This window comes from Candidatus Rickettsia kedanie (genome assembly GCF_045865205.1).
Taxonomy (GTDB): domain Bacteria; phylum Pseudomonadota; class Alphaproteobacteria; order Rickettsiales; family Rickettsiaceae; genus Rickettsia; species Rickettsia australis.
Map to the genome: position 1 here is coordinate 1 of NZ_BAABMM010000023.1, position 13,480 is coordinate 13,480.

Consider the following 13,480-nt stretch of genomic DNA (forward strand, 5'->3'; position numbering starts at 1 on the left):
TATTACTGATGAAATGATACAGCAGTATATTGATGAGCAAGAAGGTGAGCCTATTAATGATGATCGATTTCTAATCGATTCCACTTTATAACCTCTCAGCTTATAGCTGAGAGGTGTTTAGTTTATAAGTTTAGGCTTTCTCCGCTACTTATTTTCCCGTAAGTTAGACCTTCTACGTGTTTTGCTACTTCCGGTCCAAAAATTTCGGTCATTGCTTCTTCAGTTAATTTGGGATCTTCAATAGTATCATGAAGTAAAGCGGCTTGCAGCATAATAATGTTATAAAGCTTAGGTGCTTCTTCAGCTACAAATTCAGCAAGCATAATTGTTACCTCAATCGGGTGCGAATAATAAGGATCGCCTGATTGACGCATTTGAGAACCGTGATATTTACGTGCATAGTAGATACCTTTTTTGATTTCGAGGATATCTATAGGATGTTCTACTTTAGTATTTAAATATTCGAGTTTATCGAGTAATGTTTTACTATAAACACAAATTTCAAACTTTTCTTTCCAAGAGCTTATATCTTCCGTAAAAGTTATTTCTTATTTCATTATAATTTGTGGGCTATTAAAAATTATTGTTATATAACTTTAAATATTGATCCTAAAGTCAAAATGTAACTATGTCAAACCGTAATAGTTTAGAAGTACAAGAGTATGCACAATCTAGCTCCTTAAATAATACTAATCTAATTGCATCACAGGGTGAGTTAATACTAACTGTTGCAAATTTATTGTTCAAAGACTCGAATATCAATAATAATAATCAGAATATACAAAGAGATAATAATATATCTTATGAGAATAATATTACCGAGTCTGAAAATCAGGATGCAAGTTGCGGTATATGTAAATGTCTTGGAGTTGTAGCTACTGTTTGCTGTAATGTGTACGTATTGTTATTTGAATAGATGTCTTTCTAAATTTCGCTTTGAGAGGTGATTTATATGTTGATCCGGTACTCACATAGTATTGTTGCATGGCTCGATTTCACTTCTGTCATCCCGTGGCTTGACCACGTGATCTAGTTAAAAATACTAAAATTATTAGTATTTTTTATTGTTTTTATGGACCTAGTTAGCAAGCCATGGGGTGACACAGTGGGTTTTATCGGTCCACGCAACAATGCCTACTCGCCTGCTCACGTATTTCTACGTACGTTGCCGGTGGCAAGCACTTCCATGTCTCCTTTAAATTCCTCTCTATAAGTTGGTTTGGAAAGACACCTCATAAACAATTATACTAAAAAAATATGAGCAAGGTTTAAGAAAGTTAGGAAACCTAGAGCATCGGTTATGGTTGTTAGAAATACGCCGGAGCCTGCAGCGGGGTCTATATCAAAATAATGCAGTATTATAGGAATAGCAGAGCCGAATAATCCAGCTGCTAAAAAATTTAAAATAACTGCAATAGCAAAAATAACGCTAAGATTTAAGTCAAGCAACATCACAAAACTAAGTCCTGCTCCGATAATGGCAAGTACAAAACCGTTAAAAGCCGATACTGCTATTTCTTTTAATATAACTTTATTGACAGTATTATAATGAATATCTTTATTAGCAAGGGCTCTAACCGTAACGGTCATGGCTTGTGTTCCGGCATTTCCACCCATTGAAGCTACGATAGGCATAGTAGCTGCAAGCGTTACAAGTTTTGTAATAGTATCGTTAAAATGGTTAATGATAAGTGAAGTCATGCAGGCAGTGATTAGATTAACAAAGAGCCAAGGAAAACGATGTTTAACGGTATAAAATACATTGAAGAAAGTATCTTGAGTGTGTACTCCACTTAATGATAATATATCTTTTTCGGCTTGTTCTTCGATAATATAAATTATATTATCGATTGATACGCTACCTACTAACTTGCCGCTTTTATTTACTACCGGTACAATAGTTAAAGCATATTGTCTAAAAATGAAGCTTAATTCATTTAAGTCGGTAAAAGCATCTGCAAGCTTAAAATCTTTGCTCATCAAATCTTTTATTAATTCATTTTTTTTGCCTTTAATTAGCGTGCTAAGAGAAATAATACCGATGGGGCGTAATGTATTATCCGTAACGATTGCAGCATAAAAGTCATGTTTTACGTTCTTGATAAAATTTAATGATTCCTCAACCGTCCAGCCTTCTTGAAGATTAATAAAATCTCGCTCAATTACCCTACCTACCGTATTTTCGGGATATGTACAACCTACGGTAATTTGGTGTTTTTTTTCTTTAGTAAGATTACTTAGGATAAGGTCTTTTATATCATCGTCTAGATCGATTATTACTTCAATAGCATCTTCTATAACTAGCTTATTGATTAATTCTGCAGATTTTTTTATGCCTAAAGTTTCTATGATTAAAGGCTTGCTATAAGCATTTAACGATACTAACGTTTCAGGCTTCATTTCATCCTGTAATAAAGGAATAATTATTTTATATGTTTTATTGTTAAGATTATCTAAGAAATCCGCTAAATCGGCATAATGAAGCTTGGCCAGCCTGCTTGCAGCAGCGTCATAATTGTGATCTTCAATCAGATCATTAATTTGATCAAAAATCTCGGCAAATTGATCATGATGATCAGGTAAGATGCTTTTAAATATATTGAAATTAGGCATGGCCTATTTACCTAATAGTTTATTATATATACTAAGATAGAACTTCAAAAATTGGCTACGTCATCCTACAAGAGCATAGGTAGCCACGTGTTAAGTATACGCTCCGCTCCTCACCTTGTGGATTCATTGCTCTTTTTGAAGTTGTGTCGAAGTATGACAACTCTTCATTTTGCTTCGGAGTATACTTAGTATAATGATTTAAAGCTGGTTAGCTAGGCTTGGCACAGAATTGTGTACAATTTGCTAATCAATATAAATCATAGAGTACAAATAAGCAATAGTTTTTATTTCAACTCCTTTTCATGTAATTAGCACCAACATTTGCTAACAAGAAGAACTTAGGAGTAAATATAAAATCTGAAGTGTTAAAATAGAAAAAATTTGGCTTTGTGAAAAACCGGGGAATGGTGCGGTCGAGAAGACTTGAACTTCCAATCTTTTTACAGAACAGCACCCTCAATGCTGCGCGTCTACCAATTTCGCCACGACCGCTTAAGTTTTACTCTATAGCAGATTATGAGTAAAATATCAATAGAGTTCTTTTGATGTCATTTCCGCTTTTCTATGTTATTCCTGTGTGGATCAATTTCACCTCTGTCATCCCCGTGGCTTGACCACAGGATCCAGTTCAAGATACTAAATTTATTAGTATCTTTATTGTTTTTATAGACCCCGTGGTCAAGCCACGGGGTGACAGTTAGTTACGACAAACTCGTAACAAAACTAGGTATAATCGATTGCTTAACAGCAGCTTTTGTTAAACTATCCAGTTTTTCCTCAATATTATCAAAATTACTATGATATTCTCTAGAATTTCCGGTTAACACTAGGGCAGAGTCTATACCAAGACGATTTGCTGCAAGTATATCGGTGTAAAAAGTATCCCCAATCATTAACATACGATTCTTAGGGGTATTATGACATTCTTTTAAAATCTTGCTATATATGTCTTCATATGGCTTACCGCTATAAATTACTTTGCCGCCAAGCTGCTTTATTTTTTCGGCATAATAACCGCTACAATATCTATAAACACCGTGCTGATTTATTCCAAGATCAGGATTAGCACAAATATTGACCATTTTACGTTGTACAACAATTTTAAATAACTCATCGAATTCATTCAAATCTAAATTTTTGCTTTCGTCTCTGTAAATAGTCATTAAGAAAATATTAGCTTGGTTAATATCATCAGTAATAGGACATTGAATTCCATTTATTATATCATTGTCTAAATGTCCTAGGTGAGATATTACCGGCTTTTCAATACCGAAGCGTTCTTTGCTTTCTAGGATCATTTGCACAGCTATTTCACCTGAGCTAATAATCATTTCAGGTAACACGTTTACTCCCCAAGATTTAATTGTTGGATGCAGCGAAAAAATATTTCGTGGAGCATTAGTAACAAAATAGACTTTTTTCCGTTTAATAATTTTATTAATATTTTCTACGACGCCTGGGTAAGTATGCCCTCCTTCGATTATTACACCCCAAAGATCAAATAAAAACACGTCATAATCATCTATCACGTCGAAAATATTGTTTAACTTTAATATATTCATTGTTATCTCACTAATTTGGTATTGTCATATCGTCATTGCGAGGAAATTGCATAGCAATTGACGAAGCAATCCAGTTAAAAATGCATAGCTGTTACTGGATTGTCGCGTCGCTTCGCTCCTCGCAATGACGTAAACTTTTTAAATCAAGAAACTTTACTATTCTAATAAGTTACGTTATAGTTATTTTTATTGTTTCTAGCAACAAATAAATATCGTGTCGGATTATGTCGGAAATTGAAGAAAAATTTAACGAATCATCATATGGTGCTGATTCTATAAAGGTTTTAAAAGGTCTTGAAGCTGTAAGAAAAAGACCGGGAATGTATATCGGGGACGTTGGAGATGGGTCCGGTCTACATCATATGATTTATGAAGTAGTCGACAACGCTATCGACGAGTCGCTTGCCGGTTATTGTGATCTAGTAAGAGTAACATTAAATAAAAACGGTTCGGTAACCGTATCTGATAACGGGCGAGGTATCCCCGTTGAAATTCATGAAGAAGAAGGAATATCGGCAGCTGAAGTTATTATGACGCAACTTCACGCCGGCGGTAAGTTTGATCAGAACTCTTACAAGGTTTCAGGCGGTTTGCACGGTGTTGGAGTATCGGTTGTGAATGCGCTTTCAGAGTGGCTTGAATTACGTATTTGGCGTAATAATAAGGAATATTTGATTAGATTTAATAATGGTATAACAGAAGCTCCACTTGCGGTTGTCAAAGAAAATATTGATAAAAAAGGTACAGAAGTGACTTTTTTTCCGTCTGTAGAAACATTTACTAATATAGAATTTGATTTAGGTACTATAGAGCATCGTCTTCGTGAGCTTGCTTTTTTAAATTCAGGCGTAAAGATTTTACTCGTCGATAATCGCTTTGAAGAAGTTAAAGCAGTAGAGTTTTATTATACGGGCGGTATAGAAGCTTATATAAAATATATAGATAGAGCTAAACACGCCATTCATCCATGTATAGTAGTTAATACAGAGAATGCTGACTCCGGTATAAGCCTTGAGCTTGCGATGCACTGGAACGATTCTTATCATGAGAATATCCTGTGTTTCACTAACAATATTAGGCAGCGTGACGGCGGAACTCATCTTAGTGCTTTCAAATCAGCAATAACACGTGTTATTACCTCGTACCTTGATACTACGGGTCTTAATAAAAAATCTAAAAATGACTTTAGCGGTGAGGATACTAGAGAAGGCTTATGTTGTGTACTTTCCGTTAAAGTTCCTGATCCTAAATTTTCCTCTCAAACGAAAGATAAGCTAGTAAGCTCCGAAGTGCGACCGGTTGTTGAAAATGCTGTTTATACAAAGGTTCTTGAGTGGTTTGAAGAGCATCCGGCGGAATCAAAGGCAATTATAGCTAAGATTATGGAAGCAGCTAATGCTCGTGAAGCTGCTAGAAAAGCGAGGGAGCTAACTCGAAGAAAATCAGCCTTAGAAGTCTCGAACTTACCCGGTAAGCTTGCCGATTGCCATGCAAAAGATCCGGCAATTTCAGAATTGTTTATTGTTGAGGGAGACTCTGCGGGCGGTACTGCAAAACAGGGTAGGGATAGCAAAATTCAGGCTATATTGCCTTTGCGTGGTAAAATTTTGAATGTTGAGCGTGCAAGATTTGATAAAATGCTCGGTTCGGACCAAATTGGTACGTTAATTACAGCTCTTGGGATTAGTGTTGAACGAGAATTTTCCTTAGAAAAGCTTAGATACCATAAAGTTATTATTATGACCGATGCTGATGTTGACGGCTCGCACATTAGAACTTTATTGCTCACGTTTTTCTATCGTCATATGCCTGAGCTAATAAATAAAGGTTATCTATATATAGCACAGCCACCGCTTTATAAGGTAAAAAAGGGTGCAGCTGAGCTTTATTTAAAGAATGAGCAAGCTTTGCAGGATTATTTGATAAAATCAACTATCAATGATGCAACCTTAACTCTAGACGGTAAAGAGCAGTTAGTAGGTGATAATTTAGAAGAGCTAATTAATAAAGTAGTTAAGTTTAACAGCTTGCTTGACCATGCTAGCAAAAAATTTAATCGCTCAATTACTGAAATTCTTGCGATTAATGACTTACTTAATAACAAAATATTTGAAGCTGAAAGTGACTTAAGACTCGAAAAAGCTTTAGATGTTTTAAATAGCTTAGAAGACTCACCTGATAAAACTAATTGGGCAATTTTAAAACATGAAAATAAAATAGAGTTCTTCCGTTTTAGTAGGGGTTTAAAAGAAAGTAAAATATTGTTGAAAGAGCAGTTGGAATCATTTGAGTTTGTACAAATATCAAAGCTTGCTTTAACGATTTTTGATATATTCAGTAAGCAATTAAAGCTTATAGTAAAAAGTCAGGAATGCGGTATTTTAACAGCAAGCCAGTTATTAAATACTATTATAGAATGTGGGAAAAAAGGGATAAACATCCAGCGTTTTAAGGGTCTTGGTGAGATGAATTCCGACCAATTATGGGAAACTACTCTTGATCCTGCAAAAAGAACTTTGCTTCAGGTAAGAGTTGCGGAGGTCGATGAAGCGGAAGGCATTTTCTCTACTTTAATGGGTGATGTTGTTGAACCTCGTAGATTATTTATCCAAGCGAATGCGTTGAATGTCGTGAATTTGGATGTATAGTACAGCGTCATCTCAATCACTTGATACAAGCGAATTTTGTGGGTATAGCCTGGTGCTCACATACTTTTGGTACGCTGTGCAGGCTATCCCTTAAATTCATCTTGTCTGAAGTGATTGATATTTAGCTGTATCTTTTGAAGATAATCGTGGTCATCCCGTGGCTTGTTAATGTCATTCCCGCTTTCGCGGGAATGACATTAAGAACGGTAAGAATGACATAACAAAAACTTATGCAAAAATTAATTATTCATGGCGGTAAACCTCTGAAAGGTAGTATTAATATTAGTGGTGCTAAAAATGCCGTGTTACCTATTATGGCGGCGTCTATTCTTACCGATAAACTGCATATTACTAATGTTCCAAAATTAACGGATGTTAGTACTATGAAAGATTTGCTCCGAAGTCACGGGGCAGGTATCGAAATAATAGAATACACGGATGAATTTGAGCTTATAATTAATACCGGCAATATAAATAACTTTACTGCAGATTATGAAATAGTTCGTAAAATGAGAGCATCGCTTTGGGTGCTTGGTCCTTTGCTTACTAAATACGGTAAAGCAAAAGTATCGCTCCCGGGTGGTTGTGCTATTGGAGCAAGGCAAGTAGATTTGCATATTGCCGTATTAAAAGCTATGGGAGCTACGATTGAAATAGAAGACGGTTATATTAATGCTTCAAGTAAAGGACGCTTAAAAGGTACTCATTTTGTTTTTGATAAAGTTTCCGTAGGTGCTACGATTAATGCAATACTTGCAGCTGTTTTAGCAGAGGGGGAAACTGTGCTTTTTAATTGCGGCCTGGAGCCGGAGATAGTTGATTTATGTAATTGCCTTATCAAAATGGGAGCCGATATTGCAGGTGTCGGTACTAGTGAAATAACGATTAATGGTAAAGATTCTTTAAATAAAACGAGCTATAAAGTACTTGCTGACCGTATTGAAGCCGGTACTTATATGTTTGCGGCAGCTATTACTAAAGGTGATGTAAAAATTTGTGGGATTGATTACCATATTATAGAAAATATAGCTTTAAAACTTATTGAAACTGGTATAAAAGTTGTGCCGATCAATAACGGAGTTCAAGTAACTTATGAAGGGAAGTTAAATTCAGTTGATTTAGCAACTAATCCCTATCCTGGCTTTGCTACTGATTTGCAAGCACAATTTATGAGTCTTATGACGCTTAGTAGCGGTGTTTCAATGATTACCGAGAATATTTTTGAAAATCGTTTCATGCATGTCCATGAATTATGTAGAATGGGAGCAGATATAGTAGTACGAAGTAATACGGCGGTCGTTCGAGGTGTAGAAATGTTAAAAGGAGCAGAAGTTATGGCAAGCGACCTTAGAGCTTCGGTATCGCTAGTACTCGCAGGGCTCAGTACTAATAGCAAAACCGTATTACACCGAATATATCACTTGGATCGTGGCTTTCAAGATTTAGAAAAAAAATTAAGTAATTGCGGTGCGGATATAAAAAGGGTATAATACACGCGATGAACTTCAAAGATTGGCTAAGTGTTCTACAAGAGATGCGGTACTCACGTATTAAGTATACGTTGTGCTCCTCGCCTTGTGAACTCCTTACTCTTTTTGAAGTTGATCTTCGTATACTCATTTCCTATTTATTTATAGTATACTATTTTTAACGGAGAAAATTATGGCAAGAATTACAGCAGAAGATTGTAATAAAATTATACCGGATAGGTTCCGTCTTGTTGTACTAGCAACAAGATATGCTAAATTATTAAATTATAAAGTAGAAACTAATCAAATCAAAAAAGAAAAACGTGATAAGCCTCCTGTTATCTCATTACGTAGAATTGCTGCCGGAAAATTATCGGTAGAACAGTTAGAGCAAGACTTAATAAATAGTCTGCGTACAAACACTACGATAGAGCCGCTTGTTAATCAAGATGAATCAGAGGATATAAAAGAAGAATTTGAGTACTTATCTGAAGTTTGTATAACGGAAGATTATTCTGATTTAGATGATCAAATCTTTATTGATGAGAATGGCAAAGATTATGATACCGATAAGTAAATGCTTATCGGTGTCGGTACTGATATAGTACAAATTCTTAGAATCAAAAAAATATTACATTTATATCCGGAACTTTTTGCTAAAAGAATTCTAGCCTCAAAAGAATTAAGACAGTTTGCTTTATTAGATAAAACAAGTCATGCTACTTTTTTAGCAAAACGTTTTGCTGCTAAAGAAGCTGTTAGTAAAGCTTTTGGCGTTGGTATTGGTCAAGGCATAAACTTTAAAGACATTACTATACTCAATGATGATTTAGGTAAGCCTATAGTAGAAGTTAGTGCAAGCTATACAAAAAAATACTCTTCTTTTAATATTCACCTTTCTCTTTCTGATGATTATCCTGTATGCGTGGCGTTTGCCATAGTTGAGAGTAGTTGTTAGGTGTCATTCTTGGGTAGTACCGATCTGTTATTGAGAGTAGGCATAGACGTTGTTGCATGGTTCAAAAAATCTACCCGATGTCATTCCCGCAAAGGCGGGAATCCAAAAAATAACCTTAATTTATATTTAATAAAATAAATCTATAAAAACAAGTTTTTTATAGATTTTACTGGATTCCAGCTTGCGCGGGAATGATATCGACAAGCCATGCAGGCAATTCTGCTTTTAGCTAGAAATGATATTCAATAAATTACGATCCGGCTTTGCTATCTGCCTTAGGTAACATGATTTTCAAATCGGCTTTAGCTTCTAAATCAGAAATATATTTCTTTAGTACTTCTGCAGCTAATATATTATCAATAGTTACTTTTGCTTCTTCTTTTGTTGGAATAGGCACAGGTTTTTTCTCAAGCACTTTGATAATATGCCAACCGAAATCGGTTTTTACAGGAGTTGAAACTTCATTTACTTTTAAAGCAAAAGCTTTCTTCTCAAATTCCGGTACTAACTGTCCAGGTTGATTTAATAGAATGTAACCTATAACTCCGCCGTTTGAAGCTGAAGCTTTATCAAGAGATGACTCTTCTGCAAGCTTAGTGAAATTTCCGCCTTTGCTTAATTTGGTCTTTATATCATTAGCTTCTTTTTGAGATTTAACTAAAATATGAGCAACTTTTATTTGCTCTTTACCTTTAAGGTTACCGACATATTTATTATATTCGTCATCAAACATCTTATCTGTAATATTAGATTTTATGTAATTTGCTAGTAATTCTTGCTGAGCTAATTGATTTTTTGCATTTTCAAGTTTTTCTTGGAATGCTTGAGATGAAGTAATATTTGACTTAGCAACTTCTTCTTTTAACAAAAGATTATTAACATAAACTTTTATTAATTTTTCCTGATCTTGCGGTGGAAAATCATTAAAATTTTTGATTGTTTCACCTGATTGAAGATTAAGCTGAGGCTTAAATTCTTTCATAATTTGCGATTCTTTTACTGCACCGCCTTTATAGGTAGCAACTACTTTGTCTGTATCGGCAAAAGCAATACCGGAAAGCATGCTAACTGATAAAAATATAACAGATAATTTTTTCATTTATGACTCATAATTGTGTTAAACATAAGCTTAAATTTTATAAAAATAATATATAACCGTCAACAGCTATTTGAGAATATTTTATTTATTAATAATAATTTACAAAAATTATGTAGTAAATTTATATAGCACTATTAACAAAAATCGCCTATATTTTAAAATAACATAGTACTGGACACTTCTTTATTCTTGATTCTTTATTCGTAGGAATGACATCGATTCAGTACTATAAATTTTAAATGCAAAATATTATTTTAGTACTTTAATGCTTTCGATTTTAAAAAAACTTTTCGGTACTGCAAATGATCGTACTGTAAAAAAACTATTTTCTGAAATTACAAAAATTAACTCGTTTGAGCCTGCGATGCAAAAATTATCAGATGAGGAGTTAAAGAATAAAACTGTAGAGTTTAAAGAAAAGCTTAAAAACGGAGCTACTTTAGACGAGATAGTATATGAGGCATTTGCGGTAGTTAGGGAAGCGGCTAGAAGAGTTTACGGTATGCGTCATTTTGATGTTCAGCTTATAGGGGGGCTTATATTACACCGAGGCATGATTACCGAAATGCGTACCGGTGAGGGTAAGACCTTAGTTGCAACGCTTCCTGCTTACTTAAATGCTTTAACCGGAAAAGGCGTACATGTTGTAACCGTGAATGATTATTTGGCAAGCCGTGATTCTGCTTCCATGGGTAAAATTTACAATTTTTTAGGTTTATCAGTTGGATGTATTGTTGCCGGTATGCCTGATGAAGCAAAAAGAGCCGCCTATAATGCCGATATTACTCATGCAACAAATAATGAACTCGGTTTCGATTATTTGAGAGATCACATGAAGTATAGCTTGCAGGAGCGGGTACTTCGTCCTTTTAATTTTGCTATCATTGATGAGGTTGATTCGATTTTGATAGATGAAGCAAGAACGCCGCTTGTTATTTCAGGTCCGGTTAATGATAATTCAGAATTATACGGTAAAATTGATAAAATTGTACGTCTGCTTAATATAAGTGATTTTGAAAAAGACGAAAAATTAAAAACTATTAACCTAACGGAAACAGGCATTACACATATAGAATCGCTTTTAAGTAAAGAGGGTATTATAAAACCTGATACCGGTTTATATGATTTTGAGAATTTAACTTTAGTACATTACGTTAACCAAGCCTTAAGAGCTCATAATATGTTTACTGTTGATGTAGATTATTTGGTGCATGAAGGTAAAGTAATGATTATAGACGAATTTACCGGTCGTGTAATAGAAGGACGTAGATATTCAGAAGGGTTACATCAAGCATTAGAAGCAAAAGAAAATGTGAAAATTCAAAATGAGAATCAAACTTTAGCATCTATTACTTTCCAAAATTATTTTCGTAATTATCCTAAATTATCGGGTATGACAGGTACGGCTATGACCGAAGCACCGGAATTAAAAGATATATATAATCTCGATGTGGTTGCAGTCCCAACCCATAATAAAGTTACAAGGCTTGATCTTGATGACGAAATTTACGGCAGTAAAAAAGAAAAATATGATGCTATCTTAAAGCGGATTAAGGATTGTTACGATCGTGGTCAGCCTATACTTGTCGGTACGCTAAGCATAGAAAAGTCAGAAGAACTTTCAAGCGTTTTAAATAAAGAAAAAATCCCTCATAAAGTATTAAATGCTAAGTTCCATGAACAGGAAGCCTGTATTATTGCTCAAGCCGGTAGGTTTAAAGCTGTAACGATTGCAACCAATATGGCAGGACGAGGCACTGATATTATGCTTGGCGGTAATCCTGAAATGTTAATAGAGCATCTGGATAAAGATCATAATTATGAAGCTAAAACAGCTGAAATAAAAGCTCAAATTGCCGAAGAAAAAAAGCAGGTTATTGAAGCGGGTGGGTTATTTGTGATAGGTACGGAAAGGCATGAAAGCCGTAGGATAGATAATCAGCTAAGAGGAAGATCGGGTAGACAGGGTGATCCAGGAAACACTCAGTTTTTCCTATCGCTTGATGATGATTTAATGCGTATTTTTGCATCAGATCGTATATCAGGAGTCCTTAGAACACTTGGATTGAAAGACGGAGAGGCTATCCACCATCCGATGATTAGTCGTTCACTTGAGAAAGCCCAGCAAAAAGTAGAAGGACATAACTACGAGATGCGTAAAAATTTATTACGTTTTGATGATGTAATGAATGACCAACGTAGGATAATATATGAGCAACGTACTGAAATTATTAAATCTAAAGATAGTCACGGTTTCTTAAATAGTACTACTGAGGAACTCGCTAAAAAGATAGTATTAACTTTTATGCCGGTAGGCTCTTATAGAGAAGATTGGGATATAGAAAATTTAAGCGTAGAATTACATCGTGTCTTTTCTATAAAATTTGATCATAATTTAGTAAGTAAAAGTGATGTAACGGAAGCAGAAATCACAAAGATTGTTATACAAATGGCTCATGATATATATAAGTCAAAAGAAGAAGCCTATAGTAGCGAGTTAATGCATAATGCCGTGAAATATATTTTACTAACTACTCTTGATCAAGTTTGGAAAGATCATTTATATAGCTTAGATCATTTAAGACAAGGCATATCTCTTCGCGCTTATGCTCAAAAAGACCCTCTTAGTGAGTATAAAAGAGAAGCATTTAACTTATTTGAGCAGATGCTTAATAATTTAAAAGAATTATTTATTCAAACGGTGTATCACTTCCATATCGACTTAAAACATGTTCAAAAAGAAGATGTTTCGCTTGAGCATAAAAAACTTCAGAACAATATGCGTGAGAGTCGTGAAGATCCAGCATTTAGTAAATATAATGCAGGAAGTAGCCTTGAGACTAACCTTAAAACTGTCGTATCACGCATTGCCCCAAAAGATAGAAACCCTGATGATCCTACTAGTTGGGGTAGGGTATCCCGTAATGAGCTATGCCCGTGCGGTTCAGGTAAGAAATACAAATATTGTCATGGTGCACATTAGTAGATGAAAAGGCGGTAAAATCGGCACTGTTACAAATAGTTATTGTGAGTTTATTTTGTGAAGGTTTACAAAGTAGTATATGTTATGTATTAAAATGCTAATAGATTTTCAGTAATAATTCTCATTTCGCCTTGAATGCCTTGAGCGT

At 34.7% G+C, this 13,480-nt stretch carries 10 protein-coding genes, 1 tRNA gene and 2 pseudogenes; 8 read left to right on the forward strand and 5 right to left on the reverse strand.

The window, feature by feature from the left end; genetic code table 11:
- A pseudogene (locus tag ACKTSD_RS07835) lies at positions 1 to 91 on the forward strand (IS200/IS605 family transposase); the annotation flags it as partial.
- Between the two features lie 34 nt (positions 92 to 125).
- Here ACKTSD_RS07835 and ACKTSD_RS03360 read toward each other — a convergent pair.
- Positions 126 to 545 (reverse strand): annotated as a pseudogene (locus ACKTSD_RS03360) (HD domain-containing protein); the annotation flags it as partial.
- A gap of 83 nt (positions 546 to 628) precedes the next feature.
- Between ACKTSD_RS03360 and ACKTSD_RS03365 the strand changes: the two are divergent.
- Together ACKTSD_RS03365 and ACKTSD_RS07840 are read left to right on the forward strand one after the other, a co-directional pair.
- On the forward strand, positions 629 to 916 hold the full coding sequence (locus ACKTSD_RS03365) for a hypothetical protein (RefSeq protein ID WP_412708007.1): 288 nt from the start codon (positions 629 to 631) through the stop codon (positions 914 to 916).
- Between the two features lie 156 nt (positions 917 to 1,072).
- A complete protein-coding gene (locus ACKTSD_RS07840; RefSeq protein ID WP_456237193.1) occupies positions 1,073 to 1,213 on the forward strand; it encodes a hypothetical protein in 141 nt (46 codons plus the stop codon).
- Between the two features lie 29 nt (positions 1,214 to 1,242).
- Here ACKTSD_RS07840 and mgtE read toward each other — a convergent pair whose 3' ends face one another.
- From mgtE to ACKTSD_RS03385, 3 genes are all read right to left on the reverse strand, one after another.
- On the reverse strand, positions 1,243 to 2,613 hold the full coding sequence (gene mgtE, locus ACKTSD_RS03375; protein ID WP_412708009.1) for a magnesium transporter: 1,371 nt from the start codon (positions 2,611 to 2,613) through the stop codon (positions 1,243 to 1,245).
- Positions 2,614 to 3,018: 405 nt separating this feature from the next.
- Positions 3,019 to 3,105, reverse strand: a tRNA-Leu gene (locus tag ACKTSD_RS03380).
- Positions 3,106 to 3,314: 209 nt separating this feature from the next.
- The gene (locus tag ACKTSD_RS03385; protein WP_412708010.1) at positions 3,315 to 4,175 is read right to left on the reverse strand and encodes a TIGR01459 family HAD-type hydrolase; all 861 of its coding nucleotides are present in this window, start codon (positions 4,173 to 4,175) and stop codon (positions 3,315 to 3,317) included.
- A 224-nt stretch (positions 4,176 to 4,399) separates the two neighbouring features.
- Between ACKTSD_RS03385 and gyrB the strand changes: the two genes are divergently transcribed.
- From gyrB to acpS, 4 genes are all read left to right on the forward strand, one after another.
- Positions 4,400 to 6,823 (forward strand): DNA topoisomerase (ATP-hydrolyzing) subunit B, encoded by a 2,424-nt coding sequence (gene gyrB / locus ACKTSD_RS03390; RefSeq protein WP_412708011.1) that lies wholly within the window; start codon positions 4,400 to 4,402, stop codon positions 6,821 to 6,823.
- Positions 6,824 to 7,053: 230 nt separating this feature from the next.
- Positions 7,054 to 8,313 (forward strand): UDP-N-acetylglucosamine 1-carboxyvinyltransferase, encoded by a 1,260-nt coding sequence (gene murA / locus ACKTSD_RS03395; RefSeq protein WP_412708012.1) that lies wholly within the window; start codon positions 7,054 to 7,056, stop codon positions 8,311 to 8,313.
- A gap of 172 nt (positions 8,314 to 8,485) precedes the next feature.
- Positions 8,486 to 8,869, forward strand: coding sequence for a DNA-directed RNA polymerase subunit omega (gene rpoZ, locus ACKTSD_RS03400; RefSeq protein ID WP_412708013.1), 384 nt, complete (start codon positions 8,486 to 8,488; stop codon positions 8,867 to 8,869).
- Positions 8,870 to 9,250, forward strand: a complete 381-nt coding sequence (acpS, locus tag ACKTSD_RS03405) for a holo-ACP synthase (protein WP_412708014.1) — start codon at positions 8,870 to 8,872, stop codon at positions 9,248 to 9,250.
- A gap of 250 nt (positions 9,251 to 9,500) precedes the next feature.
- Here the strand turns inward: acpS and ACKTSD_RS03410 are convergent, their stop codons facing one another.
- Positions 9,501 to 10,349, reverse strand: coding sequence for a foldase protein PrsA (locus ACKTSD_RS03410; RefSeq protein ID WP_412708015.1), 849 nt, complete (start codon positions 10,347 to 10,349; stop codon positions 9,501 to 9,503).
- 265 nt (positions 10,350 to 10,614) lie between these two features.
- Between ACKTSD_RS03410 and secA the strand changes: the two genes are divergently transcribed.
- Positions 10,615 to 13,332 (forward strand): preprotein translocase subunit SecA, encoded by a 2,718-nt coding sequence (secA, locus tag ACKTSD_RS03415; protein ID WP_412708016.1) that lies wholly within the window; start codon positions 10,615 to 10,617, stop codon positions 13,330 to 13,332.
- Positions 13,333 to 13,480 lie beyond the last annotated feature (148 nt).